Raw genomic sequence first — 18,769 nt, forward strand, 5'->3', positions numbered from 1 at the left:
GGCTGAGGCTCGGCCGCCCGGGGGGCGCCGGGGCCCGGGGGGTCGCCACACGGTGTGGCGACCCCCCGTCCACGCGCTCGGTCCGTGGTTCTCCCGACCGGCGGGAAGGCCGCGGTATCGCATCGCGGACCCTCGCCCCCATCTGCGAATATGTCCTGCCGTTGGTGGCTGCCCATGGGCAGTCTTCCCGGTCAGCGCGGGGCTGCCCGGGGGAGGGGGGACGTATCTGTGGAGGCGAACGATGAGGCACGCAGACAGGTCTACGGGCTGATCTCCCGGAATCCCGGGTGGTCGCTCGAGGAGGTCGCGGCGCAGGTGCGCTGCTCACGTGCCGAAGCCGAGCAACTGTGCGACGAGCTCAGCGTCCTGGGGCTGCTGACGCCGGCGTCCGACTCGCTCAGCGGCTATCTGACCGTGGCTCCGGAAGCGGCTCTGACCAGGTTGTTCTCGGCGGAGGAGCGGCAGACCGCCGCCCATACCCAGCTGGTGTCCAGGATCCGGGAGTCGATCTCGACGCTGGCGCGTGACTACCACCTGCTGTCGGAGGAGCGGCGCGAGTCGGTCGAGGTGCAGATCCTGCCGAACCCGGCCCTGGTGAACGCCTTCCTGGAGGACGCGGGCAGCACGGCCCGCGACCGTATGCGGTCGATGCACCCAGGTGGGCCGCCGCCCGAGGAGCTGATCGACGACATGCTGCTGCGGGACAAGGAGATGGAGAGCCGCGGAGTCCGGGTCGAGGCGCTCTATCTGCGCCGGACCGCGGAGGTTCCCTACATGGCCGGGTATCTGGCGGACGCTGTGCGCCCGGGCAGGGAGGCCCGTACGGCCGACTATCTGCCGCTGCGCATGCTCCTGTTCGACGACGACGTGGCGGTGCTGCCCGTCGACCCGGAGGACAGCGGGCAAGGGGCCCTCGTGGTCCATGGGCAGGCGCTCGTCCGTTCGTTGCACGCGCTGTACGACTACTGCTGGCACAGTGCCACGCCCTCGCACCACCCCGCGCAGGCGGCCCAGGCGGTCGATCTGATGCTGGACGGCCAGGAGCTCGTCATCGTGCGCATGCTCGCGGACGGGGTCAAGGACGAGGTGATCGCCCGTCGGCTGGGCATCTCGTCGCGCACGCTCAGCAGGTCCATCTCCGGGCTGATGGAGCGGCTGGGCGCGCAGACGCGTTTCCAGACGGCGTTGCGTATCGCCGAGTCGGGGCTGCTGAACTGACGGCTTGCGGGGTCCCGTTGGAGGCGGGTCACCGGACCACAGGGTTCCGGTGACCCGCCTCTTTGTGTTTGCGCTGGTGGGGCTGGGCGGCCTGACCTCCCCTTTGCCTCCAGTCTCACATCGTGAGACGTCGGGGAGGGTTGGCACGTGTCCGCCATGTCAGGTCGACGCCGCTCCAATCCCTTGATCAGGTACGGCGGCGGCGAGCAGCATGAACATGCGAGCCCGGCCGGGCGGCAGCCGCCCAGAGGCCGAAGCGATCACCTCGCACCTTTTCATCGACATCACGGGGGATATCCATGTCTGCGATCACGCGCGCCTGCATCTGTGCCGCCTCGCTCGCCCTTGCCCTGGCCTGTGCCGGGCCGGTCCTCGGGGCGGATGCAGCGACCGCTGCCCACAGCCGGGCCCTGGACTCCCTCACCACGGCGCCCTCGGTCCAGCAGAGCGACAACGGCTGGTGGTAGGGGGCCCCGTGCCGAGGTGCCGTCCCGCCCCCATGTCCGCCCGTCCCTCCCAGGAGCACCAGATGGATGTCATCGCCGCCGCGCCAACCGAAGGTCCGGGCACGGCCGTCACCGACCGTACGCGCAGTCTCTCCCGCACCGTCGACGTCGCGGTCGTCGGTATCGGATACGCCGGTCTTCCGCTGGCCGTGGCCGCCGCGACAGCCGGCTACCGCACCCGCGGACTCGACCTCAGCGACTTCCTGGTGGCGCAGGTCAACATCGGCCGGCCGCCCGTCGACACGGTGACCGGCGCCGAACTCGACGCGGTCGTCGGGCTGCTGGACGCAACGACCGACCCCGCGTTCCTGCGTGGCTGCTCGATCGTCGCGCTGTGCGTGCCCACACCCGTGGACGCCCACGGTGTGCCGGACCTGGACCCCCTGCTGACCGCAGCGCGTACGGTCCGCCACCACCTCTCACCCGGCCAGCTGATCGTCGTCGAGTCGACCACCTACCCCGGCACCACCGAGGGCGTGGTCCGCGACATCCTGGAGGAGTCCGGCATGGTCGCGGGCCGGGACTTCGGCCTCGCGTTCTCCCCGGAACGGGTCGACCCCGGCAACACGCGGTTCGGCTTTCACAACACCCCCAAGGTCGTCGGGGGCCTGACCGCCGAATGCGCCGCCCGGGCCGCCGAGTTCTACGGGAGGCTGACGCAACGGGTGCACGTCACCCGCTCCCCCCGCGAGGCCGAGGCGGCCAAGATCCTGGAGAACACCTACCGCCAGGTGAACCTCGCGCTGATCAACGAGTTCGCGCAGATCTGCCACCGCCTCGACGTCGACGTATGGGACACCATCGAGGCCGCCGCCACCAAGCCGTTCGGCTTCACGCCCTTCCGCCCCGGCGCGGGGGTCGGCGGCCACTGCATTCCCGTCGATCCGCTGTACCTGGTGCATCGCGCGACCCAGGCGGGTGTGCCCTTCCGCATGGCCGAACAGGCCCAGCGCATCAACGACTCGATGCCCGTGTGGGTCGCCTCCCGCGCCAGGGAGCTGCTGACCCGCGACGGCATCCCGATGCGCGGGGCGCGGATCCTGCTCCTCGGCGTCACCTACAAACCGGATATCGCGGACACCCGCCACTCTCCCGCGGAGCCGCTCGCGGCCGAACTGCTGGGCGCCGGAGCCGAGGTCGCCTTCCACGATCCGTACGTGGAGTCCTTCTCCGTACGCGGCCGTCAGCTCGCCCCGACCCGTGATCTGCGGGCCGCCCTCGCCGCGGCCGACCTGACCATCGTCGTCCAGCACCACAGCGTGTACCGCGAGGAACTGCTAGCGGAGGCACGGCTGGTCCTCGACCCCAGCGGTCCCGGCACCACCAAGGCCACCACCGCGAAGCCCACGATCACCAAGCCCGCAACCGCCAAGCCCGCCACCGCCACGAAGGGCCGACAGGCATGACGGCCCTCCACCCCACCGCCGCACCCATGACCACCTCACGTCTTCCCGCCGTGGCCGCGCTCGTACACGCCCGCGTCGCCACCGCACCCACCGCCGTCGCCCTGCGCACCCCCCGGTCCACCGTGACCTACGCGGAGCTGTGGGAGCGCGCGTCCGGCACCGCCCACGAGCTCGACCGGGCGGGCGTGCGCCCGGGGGACATCGTCGCCATACGGCTGCCGGCCGGGCCGGACGCGATCACCGCCATGCTCGGCACCTGGCTGGCAGGAGCCGCGTTCCTGCCCATCGACACCGCGACCCCCGACGAGCGCCGCGGCTACCTGCTGCGGCACTCCGGTGCCGTCGCCACGATCGATGCCGGGACCGGCATCACCCTGCACGGCACCGCTTCCGCTTCCGGCGGTGGGCGACGCCCGGAAGCGCCGGCACCGGTCGCGGACACGGAGGTCCCCGCCGGCGACGCGGAAGCCCCCGGCTGTGACGCGGAAGCCCCCGCCTATGTCGTCTACACCTCCGGCTCCACCGGCACCCCCAAGGGCGTCCTGATCGGGCACGAGCAGCTCGCCGGGCATGTCACCGCCGCGAGAGCTCTTTTCGAACTGTCCTCGGACGACACCGTGCTGCAGTTCGCGAGCATCGGATTCGACGTCGCCCAGGAGGAGATCTGGCCCACCCTGGCGGCGGGGGGCACGCTCGCCTTCCACGGCGGCGGCGTTCCCGACACCGGGGCGCTGGCCTCCGTCGCCGAGCAGCTGGACGTCACCGTGCTCCAACTGCCCACCGCGTACTGGAGGATGGTCTGCGCCGAGCTCGACGGTGCGACCGGCCCGTCCTTCGCGGGTGTACGCACCGTCGTCATCGGCAGTGAGAACGCCACCTCGGACGACGCCAGGACCCACCGGCGCACCCCCCTCAGGCACACCACCCTGGTCAACGGCTACGGGCCGACCGAGACCGTGATCACGGCCAGCGCCCTCGTGCTACCCCCGCACGCACCCGTACCCGGCACGGCCGGACTTCCCATCGGCGGCCCGGTCGGAGAGCGCCTGCTCCACGTACTGGACGACAACCGGAAGCCGGTCGCCGCGGGTGAGAGCGGCGAACTGTGGATCGGCGGACCGCTGCTCGCCGCCGGATACCTCCATGACAGGGCGCGTACCGGGGAACGCTTCGCAGCAGACCCCTTCGCCGCCGATCCCGCCGCGCGGATGTACCGGACCGGTGACATCGTGCTCCGCCACCCGGGCGGCGACCTCGAGTTCCTGGGCCGGGCCGACAACCAGGTCAAGGTACGCGGCCACCGCATCGAGCTGGACGAGGTCGACCGCCATCTGCTCACCGCCCCCGGGGTGACCTCGGCGGTCGCCTTCACCGTGGACGACGAGGACGGCGGACGACTGCTGGCCGCCGCACTCGGCCGCACCGCCGACGGGCCCGATCCGCAGGCCGTGCGCGCCCACCTGCGGGAACGGGTGCCCGCCTATCTGATCCCCGGCCGAATCGCCGTGCTCGACCGGCTGCCGCTCACCACCTCCGGGAAGACCGACCGGCGCGCTGCCGCCTCCGAGACCGCCGCGGCCCTCGCCGCCACGGCCTGGACACCGGAGGACGACCGCGCACTCCCGCCCCTCGACGCCGTCGTACGGATGCTGCGCGGTCTGCTCCAGGACCCCGGCCTCGGCCCCGACGACGACTTCCTCGCCCGTGGCGGGGACTCCCTGATGGCCATGCGGGTCTGCGCCAGGATGCGCTCCCTGGGCGTGCCCATGCGGCCCTCCGATCTGCTCACCGGCCGCACCGCCCGCGCCGCCGTCGCCCGCGCCGGGGAACGCTCCGCGCCCCTGCCGGACTCGGGCGAGGAACCGGCCGGTCCGCTCGATCTGCTGCCCGCGCAACAGCGCTGGCTGTACGACGGCGACAGCGGCGAGAGCGCCGAGGACGGCGAGAGCGGCGGCGGTGACAGCGAGTTTCCCGAGCGGGACCACTTCTGTCTCAACGCGCTCTTCACCACCCGACCCGCCCTGGGTGCGGACCGGCTGCGTGGGATCGCCGGGAGCCTGCTGCTGCGGCACCCCGCGCTCCGCACGGTCCTGCACGCCGACGGCACGGCCGCGCTGGCCGAGCCCGACGCGGACGCGGCGGTCCGTGTCGTCGACCTCAGCGGTGTCCCCGCCGAGCGGCGCACCGCACGCCTGGAAGAGGAACTGGCAGCCGCCCAGCGATCCATGTCGCTCGCCGACGGCATGGCGTTCCGCCTGCTGCTCGCGGAGCTCGGCGACGGGACGGCGCGCCTCCTGATGACCGTGCACCACTTCGTGCTCGACGGCGTCTCCATGGGGCTCCTCGTCGACGATCTCGAAGCACTGCTCGCGGGTGACGCCGCCCAGCCCCCGGCCACCGGTCCGCGCGCCGTCGGCACGGCGATGAGGGCCTGGCTGGACAGCCCCCAGGCCCGCGAGGACGCCGCCGAATGGGTCGCACGCACCCGGGACTTCGCGGTCCTGCGACCCGAACGGCAGGGCGACGACCGGCTGCCCAGCCTGCGCACCCACCGGTTCCGGCTGTCCTCGGACGCCACCCGGCTGGTCACGCGCACCCTCCCGGCCCTCGGCATCGCCCCGCACGACTTCGCGCTCGGCGCCCTGGTGGGCGGGCTCGCGCTGTGGACCGGCCATCCCGTCCACGGTGTGGACGTGTACGCGCACAGCCGGGACGTATCCGTCGGAGACCTCGACCTGTCCCGCACCGTCGGCTACGTCCAGAGCACCTTCCCCGCCGTGCTGCGCTGGGAGGGCGACGGCCTCGCCGCCCTGCGCACGGCCCTGGAGCCGCTGGCCGCACTGCCGGAGCGGCGGTACGGATTCGACGCGCTCCGGTACGCCTCGCCTGTCGCGGCCGAGCGCGGCGCACTGCGCTCCTGCCCCCGGCCCACCGTCCGGCTGAACTTCCGCGGCCACCTGTTGCGGCTGGAACAACGGGCTCCGGGCGCCGTGCTCCGTCCCGCCGACGAGAGCTTTGGGGCACACCGCTCGCCGCTCCAGCGGGAGCGCTACCTGCTGATGGCGGAGGGCGACATCGTCGACGGAGAGCTGGAGATGAGCCTCAAGTACTCCACAGGCCACTGGAGCGACGCGGGGATCGAGGAGCTGGCCCACGCGATCGAACGGGTCATGTCCGGCGTGCTGTCCGGGCCGGACGCCCCGGACGCCCCGCAGGACACGACGGGAGACGCCCGGTGAACGCATCCACGGCCCCGCACATCCCGGGCATACCCGACGAGCACCAGCCCGCCACGGGCAGTGCCCCCGGCTGGCCGCTCGTGCTCTACTTCCACCACGTCCACCCGGACCTCCGCCACTACACCGCGCTCACCCCCCGGGACTTCGAGCACGGCCTGGAGCGCGTGCTCGAGGACTTCGACCCGTACGAGCCGTCAGGGCTGGTGGCCGGGGACACCCCGCACCGGCCGGACCGGCCCACCGTGCTGATCACCTTCGACGACGGCTACCGCGACAACATCACCCACGCGGCGCCGATTCTGGAACGCCTCGGCATACGCGCGGTGTTCTTCGTCTGCACCGGTCTGCTGGGCCGGCGCAGCGAGCAGCCCCGCCAGGACCACCTCACCTACGAGGAGTGCGACCGGCTGGCGGCCGACGGCCATCTGATCGCCGCGCACACCCGGACCCACCCCCATCTCGACCTGGCACCGGCGGACCAGGTAAGCGAGGAGACCCTCGGCTCGCTCGCCGACATCAAGGCCCGGTACGGACCGGGCGCGGCGCGCCTGTTCGCCTACCCCTACGGGGGGATCCCCGGCACGGCGGACCTGCTGGCCGACGATGTCCTGGCCTTCGGCACGGTCCGCTCGGCCGCCGAGCCCTGGACGGCCGGACCGCACACGATCCGGCGCACCTACCTTCCCTCCGGGTCGGTCCCCGCCTGGGACGGGCTGGTGGACCACTGGCGGGCCCAGTGGACCGGGACCACGCCCGCCCGCACAGCCACCGCGCCGTCTGCGCCCGCAGCCACCGCGCCGTCTGCGTCCGGAAGCCCCGATGGAGAAACCCATGACTGAACGCACTACCTGGCGACACCGGTTCACCGGGGCACTGCCCGCCACCCGGGAGTCCCGGATCATCGCGCTGAACGCGCTGATCGGCTCCTTGGGAACCGGCATGTTCCTGGCGGGCTCAGCCCTCTACTTCACCCGCTTCGGGGGGCTGACGGAGACACAGCTCGGTGTGGGACTGGCGATCGCGGGCGTCGTGGGTCTCGCGACCACCGTGCCCATGGGCCGGCTCGCCGACCGGTTCGGCCCGCGCAACGTCCTGCTCGTCGTCGTCCTGTGGCGGGCCGTCGGCTACATCGCCTACCTCAACGTCGACGGATTCACGGAGTTCGTCGTGACGGCCTGTCTGCTGTACGTCATGGACCGGGCGGGCCAGCCGCTCAACCAGGCCCTGGTGGGCCGGCTCATCACCGGCACGGAACGCAACCGCACCATGGGGTTCATCCGTGCCCTGCGCAACCTCGGTTTCACCGTCGGGTTCGGGCTCGCCGGTATCGCGCTGACGACGGGCTCGGAGACCGCGTTCCGCTGGCTGTTCATCGGCAACGCGATCAGCTTCCTCTTCGTCTTCGCCTTCATCAGCATGCTGCCGAAGGTCGGCCCCTCCGTCCCCAAGGACGAGGACGGGAACAAGACCCCCGCCAGTGTCGTCCCGCCGCTCCGCGACTGGCGGTTCGTGGCCGCGATGGCCGCCAACGGCGTGCTCTTCCTGCACGACGCCGTGCTCATCACGGTGCTCCCGCTGTGGGTGGCCGAGCACACTCCGTCGCCGGACTGGATGATCACCGTGCTGGTCATCACCAACACCGTCATCACCGTGCTGGGACAGGTGAGGGTGACGAGGCACATCGACAGCCTCCCCTCAGCCGCCCGCGCCACCAACTGGTCGGCCGTACTGCTGGCGTTCGCCTGCTGTGCCTTCGCCGCGAGTGGCGTCACGGACACCGCCGCGTGGGCCGCCGTGACCCTGATGGCCGCGCTGCTGCTGCTGACGGTCGCCGAGCTCCTGCACTCTGCCTCGTCGTGGGAGATCTCGTTCGCGCTCTCCCCGGAGGCGGCCCAGGGCCGCTACCTCGCCTTCTTCAACCTGGGCTTCTCGGCCGCCGAGATCGCCGGCCCGGCGGTCGTGCTGTGGCTGCTCGCCGGCACCGGCCCCGCGGGCTGGCTGATCCTCGCCGTGTGCTTCCCGCTGGCCGCCGGGCTGAGCTGGGTGGGAACCCGTCCGAGGACGGAGGCCGTGCCGGAGGGGACGGAGCCCGAGGCCGACCCCGCGGCTGTGCCGGAGCGGACGGAATCCGAACCCGAGCCCCAACCCACCGCCGTGTCCACCGCGACCGGCAGCTGACCCATCCCGTACACACGGAGGAGCTCCATGTCCGACATCCCGCCTCCCCAGCATCTGCTGATCGTCAGCGGTGGACGCGATCTGCCCGACCGGGCCCGCGACGCCTGGCCCGGTCTGCGGACGACCGTCATCTGCCGGCCCGAGGTGGTGCCCAGGCTGCGCAGCCGGGAGAAGATCCAGCGGCTGATCGTCCTGCGGGAGGACGCGCCCGTCGACGAGTGGGTCGCCGCCGCCCGGTTCGTGCACAGCGTCGACCCGGTCGACCGGCTCACCAACTTCACCGAGAAGGACACCGAGAAGACCGCCGCCATCGGCATCGACCTCGGCCTGCCCTGGCACAGCCCGGAAACGGTGCGGGCCGTCGCCGACAAGTGCGAGATGCGGCGCGTCCTCGCGGCGGCGGGGGTCGGCGAGACCACGGCCGAGACCGTGCACGACGCCGCGGGCGTCCTCAAGGTCGCCGAGAAGTCGGGATACCCTCTGATCTGCAAGCCGGTCCGCGGAGTCGCCAGCAAGGGCGTGACCCGGATCGACGGCCCCGCCGACATCGAGCGCGCCCTCGACTGGGGCGCCACCGGCGCGGACGACCTCGACTCCCCGGAACTGCTGGTGGAACCGTTCCTCAGCGGCGACGAGTACAGCGTCGAGAGCGTCAGCGAGGACGGTGCGCATCTCGTGGTCGGTGTCACCCGCAAGATCTCCGAACACGACCACTTCGTGGAGGTCGGGCATGTCGTCCCGGCCCCGCTCGCGGCGGCGGACGAGCAGCGCATCGCCGCCACCGTCCGGGACATGCTCAGCGCACTCGGCGTACGCCACGGGGTCACCCACACCGAGGTGATCGTCTCCGCCGAAGCCGTGCACGTGGTCGAGACCCATCTGCGCCCCGCCGGCGACGAGATCCCCGAACTGTGGGCACGGATCAGCGGTGTCGACCTGATCGACGTGGTGGCCCGCCAGGCCGTCGGGCTCAAGGTGCTCGACGACGTACGGGCCACGCTGGAGCGCACACCGGACGGGCCGCGTGCGGCCGCCATCTGGTACGCCTGCCCGGACGCCGTGGGCGAGATCGTGGAGGTCACCGGCGAGGACGAGGCCCGTGCCCTGGAGGGCGTGGTCGACGTCGAGGTGCTGCGCGAGCCGGGTAAGCGCCTGAACGGCGTGACGGGCTCGTTCGCCCGCGGGGCGCATGTGTGCGCGGTGGGCGGCACCCAGGACGAGGCGTTGGAGCGTGCCAGGGATGGCGTGCGGAAGCTGTCGTTCACCGTACGCAGCGAGGGCATGGCCGCGCGCCACGAGGCCATCACCGCCACCGGCTGACGCCGCGTCAGTCTCATCCACCGACTCGCTGCAGCGGCAAGCAGCCACAAGCAACAAGCAGCAACAAGCAGCGAGAAGCCCAGAGAAACAGAGAGAAAGAGAGAGAAGAGCATGAGCACCGAGAACACCACCGACTACTCCTTCGGCGGTCTCCACCACGTGCAGCTCGCCATTCCCGCCGGTGCGGAGGACCTGTGCCGCCAGTTCTGGGGCGAGGTCATGGGCATGACCGAGCTGGAGAAGCCGCCGGTGCTCGCCGCCCGCGGCGGCTGCTGGTTCCGCGGCGGCGGTCTCGAGGTCCACCTCGGTGTGGAGCAGGACTTCAGCCCCGCCCGCAAGGCGCACCCGGGCATCCTCGTCAGCTCCCTGCGCGACCTGGCCAAGCGCCTGGAGGAGTGCGGCCACGAGGTGACATGGGACGACAACTTCCCCGGCCACGACCGCTTCTACGCCTTCGACAAGCTCGGCAACCGGCTCGAGTTCCTGGAGCCGCAGGCTTCCTGAGCGCCGCGCGGCACGGCACGGCAGAAGCACGGCACGGCAAGAAGCACGGCACAAGCACGGCACTTTGAGGAGTCAGTGATGACCGAAGCAGCGGGCAGGCCGCCCGCACTCCGCGTGGCGGACCTGATCGTGGCCGAGGGCCCCGAAGGTGCCGAGCGCATCCTGATCGCAGGACTGACCGTGAGCGTGGCCGCCGGCGAGATCGTCGCCGTGCACACCGACGACAGGGCGTCGGCCGATGCCCTGATCCAGGTCCTGGACGGACGGCGGCGGGCTCAGTACGGCGCCTTGGCGGCGGGCGCCCACGGCCGCCCGCGGCGGATAGCCCCGGCACGGCCGGCGGGTGTCACGGTGGTACGGGCCGGACAGGCCCTGCCCCCCGGTGCCCCCCGGCCGGTCGTGGTCGTCGACGCCACCCGGCCGGAGGCCGCCCCGCCGGGCACGCTGTCCGCCGAGCTGGCGCACAGCGCCGCCCGCGACGGCAGCGGTGTCCTGCTGGTGACCACCGACGCGGACACCGCCGCCACCGCGGACCGTGTCGTCCACCTCAACCGTCCCCCGGAGTCGCCGGCACGGACGGAACCGGCGCAGGACGCGGTCCGCTTCTCCACGGCGGCACTCACCGCCGCCGCGGTCGGCTCCCTGACGTCGGCCGGAGTCGAATCCGACCGCGCCGCACTGGTGGCGCGGGTCCTGGTCGACGCTGACGTGCGAGGCCACTTCTCGCACGGTGTCGGTCTGCTCCCGATGTATCTGGACCGCCTGGAGCGCGGTGGCATCGACCCCGCGGCCGCTCCCGAGTGGATCTCCGAGAGCGGCCCTGTCGCGGTGCTCGACGCCCACGGTGGCTTCGGACAGGTCGCCGCCGAACTCGCGGCCGAGCACTGCGCACGGCAGGCGGCGGCGACGGGGCTCGCGGCCGTGGCCGTGCGGGGCAACAACCACATCGGGATGCTCGCGGCCTACCGCGACCTCTTCGTCCGGCACGAGGTCGTCGGGCTGGTGCTCAACATCTCCGGGCCGAGTGTCGCCGCTCCGGGCGCGGGGCGTCCCACACTCGGCAACGACGCCGTGTGCATGGTCGTGCCGCGCGGCGACCAACGGCCGCTGGTCGTGGACTTCGCCACCGGCACCGTCGCGAGCGGGAAGATCCGGCATGCCGCACACCGCGGCGAGCCCGTGCCCGCGAGCTGGCTGGTGGACCGTCAAGGGCGACCCACCACTGACCCGGAGGAACTGGACCGTGGCGGGGCGGTCCCCGTGTTCGGCGGTCACAAGGGGCTCGGCGTCGCCGTGATCACCGAGGTGCTGGCCGGAATCCTCGCCGGCGGCACGGTCAGTCCCCTGGTGCACAAGCAGCGTGCGGAGCCCGACCGGCCCATGGACTGCTCACAGCTCTTCCTCGCCCTGTCCCCGGCGGCCTTCGGCGATCCCCCCGTGGACGAGCTGCTCACCGTGCTGTCGAACGCCGTTGCCGCCGGCTACCCCCAGGGCGCCCCGCGCGTGCACCTTCCCGAACAGCAGGAGGAGCTGGCCGAGGCGGCGGCCCTGGACGCCGGGATACCCGTCCCGTTGACCGTGGCGGAACGCCTCGGCTGGACCGCGGACCGTACCCCCGCCGTCCCGGACTGCACCCCCGCCGTCCCGGGAGGTACCCGGTGAGCGTGGGAGTGGGCATCGTCGGCTTCGGGGCCGCGGGCCGCCAGCACGCGGCCGCCCTCGACGGGCTCGGCGCGGCCGAAGTAGTGGCCGTACTCGAACAGGACACGGCGGTCGACGTCGGCGGGCTGCCGCGGGCGGGCTCCTGGCGGGACATGCTGGCCGATCCCCGTGTCGAGCTGGTGGCGCTGTGCCTGCCGCCCGGAAGCCGGGCCGGGCTCGCCGTGCAGGCGCTGGAGCAGGGCAAGGCCGTGCTGCTCGAGAAGCCGCCTGCCGTGTCCGTGTCCGAGATCGACCTGATCGCCGCCGCCGGGCGGCAGGCAGGGCGGCCGGTGGGTGTGATGCTCCAGCACCGTATGCGCCTGCCCGCGACGGCACTTGCCGCGAACTGGGCCGACCCCGCCGTCACCGCGGTGCTCGAGGTGTCCCGCTTCAGGCCTCCGGCCCACTACCGCAGGGCGGGCTGGCGCAGCGACGCCACCTCGGCCTTCGGCGGGATCGCGGCACACCTTGGAGTGCACTACCTGGACCTCGCCTGCCAGTTGCTGGGAGACCCCGAGTCCGTGCGGCTCGCGCCGAGCAGGGCGCTCGCCCCCGGTATCGACACCCGGGTCACCGGGCACATCGAGTTCCGGGGTGGTGCCACCCTCGCCTTCACGGTCACCGCCGAGTCGTCGGTCCGTACCGAACGGCTCCAGGTCCTCGGCCCCGACGGAGGGCTGTGCGTCGCCGACGGCATGGTGACCACTCAGCTCGGTGATGCCGGGCAGACCCTGCCGACCGTGCCCACCGCGGAGCTGCGGCGCACGGTCTACGAGGAGATGGCGGAAGCCGTCACGACCGGACGGCGGCCGAGGCGCTGCCATCTGGAAGGGGCGCGTGCCGTGACGGAGATCCTTGCCTCGGTCGCCCAGGACCTGGCGGTGGCCGCATGACGGCCCCGGCCACGCTGGTGGGGCTCTCCTCGGGTTCGGCCCCGGACCTGGACGCTGCCCGGCTGGCCGCGCTCGCCCTGGCACTCGGTGGCAGCACCGTCGATGTGCGCGCCGGGAAGGGACACCGCTGGGAAGGGTCGGGCGGCCTTGCCGTGCTGCGGGGCGCGGGCACCGACGTCTGCTTCGTGGGCACGGGGATCGTGCTGGGCGATCCCGCTCATCCGGTCGAGGCGTGCACCGCCCTGCCGTGGCTCGAACCGGGCCTTCCCGTCAAGGTGTTCGCGGCGGAGGGCTGCACGGATCCCCAGCGCCTCGGACTGACTCTCGCCCAAGTGGCCGCCCTGTCCGCCCGGACCGGTGGCAGCCGCCTCGTCCTGGTCGAGACCCACCACGGTTACGCGCCGGTCCCCGAGCTCGCCGAGCTGTGCGAGCTCGCCGGCACCGGAATCCTGCTCGACACCATGGGCCTCGCCCGTATCGCACCGGACCCCGTAACGGCCGCCGCCCGGCTGGCCCCCTGGACCTCCCACGGCCAGGTGAAGGGGTTCGACTGGAGCGCCCCCGCCACCTCACGGCACCAGCCGCTCGCCTCCTGCTCCGAACCGACACGCGAGGTGCTCGCGGCCGCCGGGACGCTGCGGGCGGTCACGGTCGAGACCAAAGCGCCCTCGCTCAGGGAGGACACCGCGCTGCTCATCGACTGGTACGCGGCGGGCACCCGCCATGCCCCCCACCCCGACTCATCTGCTCTCATCGAGGAGACCCTCCTTTGAGACTCGCCATCATCAACGACGAGTTGTCCCAGGACATCGACACGGCCGCCGCGGAGGCGTCCCGTCAGGGCTTCGGCGGACTGGAGATCCGGTCATCCGGCGGCGTACCGCCCCACCTGATGAGCGACGCCCAGCTCACCGCCGTACGCGAGGCGGTGAAGGGCCACGGGCTGCGGATCGCCGGATTCGACCCGCCCGCGCTCAAGTGCACCCTGCCGCGCACCGACGCCGAGATCGCCGACGTGCGCGAGCTGGTCGTGGACGCCGTCCGGCGGGCCGAACTGCTGGAAGCGCCGTTCGTCCGGATCTTCACGTTCTACCGCGAAGGCGATCCGGACCCGCGCACGGCGGCGAAGGCCGCGCGTGAGGTCCTCGACGGTGTACCGGCCGACCGGGTCCCCCTCATCGTGGAAACGGGCATGCGCACCAACAGCCCCACCATGCGCCACACCCTCGAGTTCCTGGACGAGCTCGGCGACGACCGGCTCGGCATCCTGTGGGATCCGGGCAACAGCGTCTTCAGCGGCTGGGACCCCGAGCCGTTCCCGCAGGACTACGAACTCGGCCGGGAACGCATCCGGCACGTCCATGTGAAGGACCCGGTGGGCCGCACCGCGTATGTGCGCCTGGGGGACGGAGACCTCCCGTGGCCCGCGATCCTCGGCAGGCTCGCCGACGACGGGTACGAGGGCTGGGTCTCCCTGGAGACGCACTGGCGGATCGGCCGCGTGCTCACCCAGCCGCAGCGCGACGAGCCCTGGGGCGAGGAGTTCACCGCGGGCGGCTTCGAAGCCAGCTCCGAGTGCATGCGGCGATTGCGCGAGATGGCCGAGGCGGAGGGCGCGGTGCCTGCAGGAGACGCCCGGCACACCGCGCGTACGGAGGAGGCGGCCAAGTGACCACGTCGACCACATCACCGGTGATCCTGCTCGGTGCCCAGCGCTGCGGTACCACGGCCTTCGCCTACGCCATGAACCTGGCCTTCCACGACGCGGGCGGCCACTTCACGGTCAACGGCAAGCTGCCCTATCTGCTGCACCGCTGGCTTACCCGACAGGACCTGGCCGACCGCCACCTGCGGACGGACGAGATCCTGCACGCGCTCGACCGGCGCCCACCGGACGGTGCCGGCGCCGACGGCTGGCGTGCCCGGGTCGAGAAGAGCCTGCGGAACGCCGCCCGCGAGGTCGCCGAAGGCGCCGCGGGCGACGACCCCATCGCGCTCGCCCGGCGAATCCTTGCCGAGAGCAACGAGGGCCTGACGCGCTGGGGCGACAAGTACAACGAGTACCTGCTGCACCTTCCCTGGCTCGACGCCGCGCTGCCCGACGCGCGGTACGTGATGCTCGTACGCCACCCTCTCGAAGCCGCACGGTCCATGCTGCGGTGGACCGGTGACCGGCCGTGGCTGCCGGAGACCGAGGCGGCCGCCCTCGCCAAGTGGACCGCGTGGAACAGGCACTGGGTGGACTTCGCACCGCAGGTGCCGCAGGAGCGACGGCTGGTCATCGAGTACCAGGCGCTGTGCCGGGGCGAGGAGACCGCACGACTCGAGGAGTTCACCGGAATGAGCCTCCGCCCGTATCTGGCCGGGCTCACCCCGCGTCAGCCTGCCGCCGCGCCCGACACGGGCCTTCCGCTGCCCACGGCCGCCGTATGGGAGGCGCTGCGGGACTCGGCCGCCGCCCCCGGCACGGTGCCCGTCCTCACCACGACCACGCAGAGGTGATCGCCTTGACCCCGACACGTGTCCTCATCCTCGGCGGCAAGGCCGGCATCATCCGCAAGGCCAGTGCCCTCGGCTTCGAGATCGTGCACATCCAGAAGCCGTCCGCCTTCGACCCGGCCGTCGTGGAGCACTGCGCCCAGCTGCTGCTGGTCGACTACCAGGACGTGCCCACCGTCTCCGCACTGGTGCGCGCCCTGCACGAACAACGGCCGTTCGTGCGGGTCTTCACCCAGACCGAAGCGGCCCAGGTCGTGGCCGGACACCTCACCGAAGCCCTGGGCCTGCCCGGAAACGGCGCCCGCACCACCCGCCTGCTGCACGACAAGCCAGCCCTGCGCGCCCTGCTCAACGAACGGGGCATCGGCCCCGTCCCGACCGTGGTCGGCCCGACGTACGACGAGTTGCGCGACTTCGTGAAGACCCACGGTGGCGCGGTGCTCAAGCCCACGATGGGCTCCGGAAGTCTCGGTGTCCGCATGATCACTTCGCCGGATGAGACGGACGCGGCGTGGGCGTGGCGCCAGGAGTTCGGCCTGGGCACCTTCATGGCCGAACAACGGCTCGTCGGTGACGAGCTGAGCGTCGAGACCTTCTCGGTCGGCGGCAGGCACACCGTCGTCGCCGTCACCGGCAAGGAGACCGGCGGGGGAGCGGTCGAGCTCGGCCACGTCGTCCCCGCGCCGCTGACCGACCGGGACCGCGCCGCGGTGCACGCCATGGTGCTGGACCTCCTCGACGCGGTCGGCCTCGTGGACGGCCCCGCCCACACCGAGCTGATCCTCACGGCCGACGGCCCGCGTGTGGTGGAGTCGCACAGCCGCAGAGGCGGCGACCGCATCAACGAACTCGTACGGCTCGTCCACGGCGTCGACCTGGAGGAGGCCACCTACCGCCTGGCGCAGGGCAGCGACCCGCTGCCCACGCCCGCCACCCACGGGGCGGCCGCGATCCGCTTCCTGGTCGCCGAGCCCGGGGTGGTCACCTCGGTGGCCGGCGCCGGGGACGCCGGGTCCGCGCCGGGCGTGGTCGACGTCGACGTACAGGTCGGCGAGGGCGACACCGTGCACGAGCTGCGCTGGTCGGAGGACCGCTGCGGCCATGTGGTGGCGCGGGCCGATGACGCGGCGACCGCGGTCCGGCTCGCAGCCGAGGCCGCCGCCCGCATCACCATCACCACCGAGCCCGCCCCCGGCGGCGCCGAAGCGGCCAAAGCCACCCTCGGCGACCTCCTGGAAGAGGTGGACGAGGTGCTGGACCCGTTCGCCGCCGCGACGACCACCCCCGCCTCCGCGACCCGGACGCGATGAGCCATGGACGAACGCCCGCAAGGAGTACGGCAGTGAGTACGACACACAACACCAAGACGGTCTCCGCGGTGGTCGCCACCCGCAACCGGCCCTCGGACATCCGCCAGCTGCTGAGCGCGATCGCGGCCTACGACAGCGGTGTGGTCCAGGAGGTCCTGCTCGTCGACGACGCGTCCGACACCCCCCTCCCCACCGGCGGCAGGGAATACCCCTTCCCTGTCCGGGTGCTCCGCAACGCGACCCGGCGCGGGGCAGCGGCCAGCCGCAATCTGGCGGCCAAGGAGGCGACCGGCGATGTGCTGGCCTTCCTGGACGACGACGCCCGTCCCCTGCCGGACTGGTTCCAGGTGCTCGACACCGCGCTGACCGGTGAACGCGCCGCGATCACAGGGCGGGTGCTGCCGTTCGACAGCAGCGTGGTGGCGCGCGCCCGCCAGTACCGGTACGAGGTGCGGTACGCCAAGCATGCGGCGTACAGCCCGGTGACCTTCTTCGCGGGCGGCAACTCGGCCGTCTGGACCGAGCACTTCCTCAACGCCGGCGGCTTCCCGGACGTCGTCACCGCGAGCGACAACGGGCTGGTGGAGCGGCTCGCCGAGTCGGGCGGCCAGGTCTGCTTCGTGCCGGCGCTCAGGGTGGCGCACCGCAACAGCAAGGGTGCCGGTATCGCCTTCCGGGAGGCCTGGCGCGCGGGCCGGCTGGCACCGCGCACCACGCCCGTGGCGGCGCTGCGCCGTTTCGCCGATACCGCGCGGATCCAGCCCTGGTCGGACGACCCGGCCGCGGCCGGGCTGAATCTCGGTCTCCAGGCGGCCAATTCCCTGGCCACGGCGCTTCCGGCGGTCTGAGCGGTGACTGGGGCCACCATCTGGCTGACCGGGTTGCCGAGTGCGGGCAAGACCACGATCGCGTATGCGCTGGCGGGCAGGCTGCGGGCCGAGGGGCATCGTGTGGAGGTGCTCGACGGTGACGAGATCCGTGAGTTCCTGTCCGCGGGTCTGGGGTTCGGCCGGGAGGACCGGCACACCAATGTGCAGCGGATCGGTTTTGTGGCCGAGCTGCTGGCGTCGAATGGTGTGAAGGTCCTGGTGCCGGTGATCGCTCCGTATGCCGACAGCCGTGAGGCGGTGCGCAAGCGTCATGGCGCCGAGGGCACGCCGTTCGTCGAGGTGCATGTCGCGACTCCGGTGGAGGTGTGCTCGGTGCGCGATGTGAAGGGCCTGTACGCCAGGCAGGCGGCGGGTGAGATCAGCGGTCTGACCGGGGTGGACGACCCGTACGAGGCTCCGGAGTCCCCGGACCTGCGGATCGAGTCGCACACCCAGACCGTGCGGGAGTCGGCGGCGGTTCTGTACGCGCTGCTCAGTGACAGGGGACTCCTGTGAGCCGGGGAGGCACCCGCGGGCGCCGGCTGGCGGACGACTGTGAATCGGGAACGTCCGCGCCGCGCGGGCGGAGGCGGGGATGCCCCGGTACGGGGTCCGGGGGAGAACGCATGGGGGACAGGATGATGACCGGCGCCACTCAGGTGGTCGGGAGTGTGATCGGGTCCGGTGGCGGCAGCCCGTATGCGCTGACGCATCTGGACGCTCTGGAGTCCGAGGCGGTGCATGTTTTCCGTGAGGTGGCGGGTGAGTTCGAGCGGCCGGTGATCTTGTTCTCCGGTGGTAAGGACTCGATCGTGATGCTGCATCTGGCGTTGAAGGCGTTCGCGCCCGCTGGGGTGCCGTTCTCGTTGCTGCATGTGGACACGGGGCACAACTTTCCTGAGGTGATCGAGTACCGGGACCGCACGGTGGACCGGTACGGGTTGCGGTTGCATGTGGCGTCGGTGCAGGACTACATCGACCGGGGTGCGCTGCGGGAGCGTCCGGACGGCACCCGTAATCCGCTTCAGACAGTGCCGTTGACCGAGGCGATCCGGGAGCATCGTTTCGATGCGGTGTTCGGTGGTGGTCGCAGGGATGAGGAGAAGGCGCGGGCGAAGGAGCGGGT

The 18,769-nt window shown here is 72.1% G+C and carries 17 protein-coding genes; all 17 read left to right on the forward strand.

Going from position 1 to position 18,769, the window contains the following annotated elements:
- Positions 1 to 228 precede the first annotated feature (228 nt).
- Positions 229 to 1,218, forward strand: coding sequence for a LuxR C-terminal-related transcriptional regulator (locus ABZ532_RS28345; protein WP_361289760.1), 990 nt, complete (start codon positions 229 to 231; stop codon positions 1,216 to 1,218).
- Positions 1,219 to 1,517: 299 nt separating this feature from the next.
- On the forward strand, positions 1,518 to 1,685 hold the full coding sequence (locus tag ABZ532_RS28350) for a hypothetical protein (protein WP_361289763.1): 168 nt from the start codon (positions 1,518 to 1,520) through the stop codon (positions 1,683 to 1,685).
- Between the two features lie 32 nt (positions 1,686 to 1,717).
- The gene (locus tag ABZ532_RS28355; protein ID WP_361289766.1) at positions 1,718 to 3,130 is read left to right on the forward strand and encodes a nucleotide sugar dehydrogenase; all 1,413 of its coding nucleotides are present in this window, start codon (positions 1,718 to 1,720) and stop codon (positions 3,128 to 3,130) included.
- Between the two features lie 26 nt (positions 3,131 to 3,156).
- Positions 3,157 to 6,369, forward strand: a complete 3,213-nt coding sequence (locus ABZ532_RS28360; RefSeq protein ID WP_361289770.1) for an amino acid adenylation domain-containing protein — start codon at positions 3,157 to 3,159, stop codon at positions 6,367 to 6,369.
- On the forward strand, positions 6,366 to 7,208 hold the full coding sequence (locus ABZ532_RS28365; RefSeq protein WP_361289773.1) for a polysaccharide deacetylase family protein: 843 nt from the start codon (positions 6,366 to 6,368) through the stop codon (positions 7,206 to 7,208). The genes ABZ532_RS28360 and ABZ532_RS28365 overlap by 4 nt, the downstream gene beginning before the upstream one ends.
- Positions 7,201 to 8,547 carry an MFS transporter gene (locus ABZ532_RS28370; RefSeq protein WP_361289776.1) on the forward strand — a complete coding sequence of 449 codons (1,347 nt, stop codon included), beginning with the start codon at positions 7,201 to 7,203 and terminating at the stop codon, positions 8,545 to 8,547. The genes ABZ532_RS28365 and ABZ532_RS28370 overlap by 8 nt, the downstream gene beginning before the upstream one ends.
- A 27-nt stretch (positions 8,548 to 8,574) precedes the next feature.
- Positions 8,575 to 9,867 (forward strand): ATP-grasp domain-containing protein, encoded by a 1,293-nt coding sequence (locus ABZ532_RS28375; protein WP_361289779.1) that lies wholly within the window; start codon positions 8,575 to 8,577, stop codon positions 9,865 to 9,867.
- A gap of 111 nt (positions 9,868 to 9,978) precedes the next feature.
- Positions 9,979 to 10,371, forward strand: a complete 393-nt coding sequence (locus ABZ532_RS28380; RefSeq protein ID WP_361289782.1) for a glyoxalase — start codon at positions 9,979 to 9,981, stop codon at positions 10,369 to 10,371.
- 78 nt (positions 10,372 to 10,449) lie between these two features.
- A complete protein-coding gene (locus tag ABZ532_RS28385; RefSeq protein ID WP_361289785.1) occupies positions 10,450 to 12,033 on the forward strand; it encodes an Ldh family oxidoreductase in 1,584 nt (527 codons plus the stop codon).
- The gene (locus ABZ532_RS28390) at positions 12,030 to 12,965 is read left to right on the forward strand and encodes a Gfo/Idh/MocA family oxidoreductase (RefSeq protein WP_361289788.1); all 936 of its coding nucleotides are present in this window, start codon (positions 12,030 to 12,032) and stop codon (positions 12,963 to 12,965) included. The genes ABZ532_RS28385 and ABZ532_RS28390 overlap by 4 nt, the downstream gene beginning before the upstream one ends.
- Complete coding sequence (locus ABZ532_RS28395) at positions 12,962 to 13,738, forward strand: hypothetical protein (protein WP_361289791.1); 777 nt, start codon at positions 12,962 to 12,964, stop codon at positions 13,736 to 13,738. Before ABZ532_RS28390 ends, ABZ532_RS28395 begins: the two co-directional genes overlap by 4 nt.
- Complete coding sequence (locus ABZ532_RS28400; protein WP_361289794.1) at positions 13,735 to 14,637, forward strand: sugar phosphate isomerase/epimerase family protein; 903 nt, start codon at positions 13,735 to 13,737, stop codon at positions 14,635 to 14,637. The genes ABZ532_RS28395 and ABZ532_RS28400 overlap by 4 nt, the downstream gene beginning before the upstream one ends.
- The gene (locus tag ABZ532_RS28405; RefSeq protein WP_361289797.1) at positions 14,634 to 15,467 is read left to right on the forward strand and encodes a sulfotransferase; all 834 of its coding nucleotides are present in this window, start codon (positions 14,634 to 14,636) and stop codon (positions 15,465 to 15,467) included. The genes ABZ532_RS28400 and ABZ532_RS28405 overlap by 4 nt, the downstream gene beginning before the upstream one ends.
- A 5-nt stretch (positions 15,468 to 15,472) precedes the next feature.
- Positions 15,473 to 16,774: an ATP-grasp domain-containing protein gene (locus ABZ532_RS28410; protein ID WP_361289800.1), complete on the forward strand. Its 1,302-nt coding sequence runs from the start codon at positions 15,473 to 15,475 to the stop codon at positions 16,772 to 16,774.
- 32 nt (positions 16,775 to 16,806) lie between these two features.
- Positions 16,807 to 17,622 carry a glycosyltransferase family 2 protein gene (locus tag ABZ532_RS28415; RefSeq protein ID WP_361289803.1) on the forward strand — a complete coding sequence of 272 codons (816 nt, stop codon included), beginning with the start codon at positions 16,807 to 16,809 and terminating at the stop codon, positions 17,620 to 17,622.
- 3 nt (positions 17,623 to 17,625) lie between these two features.
- A complete protein-coding gene (gene cysC / locus ABZ532_RS28420) occupies positions 17,626 to 18,159 on the forward strand; it encodes an adenylyl-sulfate kinase (RefSeq protein WP_361289806.1) in 534 nt (177 codons plus the stop codon).
- 122 nt (positions 18,160 to 18,281) lie between these two features.
- Positions 18,282 to 18,769, forward strand: a 488-nt coding sequence (gene cysD / locus ABZ532_RS28425; protein WP_361289815.1) for a sulfate adenylyltransferase subunit CysD, incomplete at its 3' end; no start/stop codon positions are given.

The sequence above is a fragment of the Streptomyces sp. NPDC019396 genome (assembly GCF_040632375.1).
Classification (GTDB): domain Bacteria; phylum Actinomycetota; class Actinomycetes; order Streptomycetales; family Streptomycetaceae; genus Streptomyces.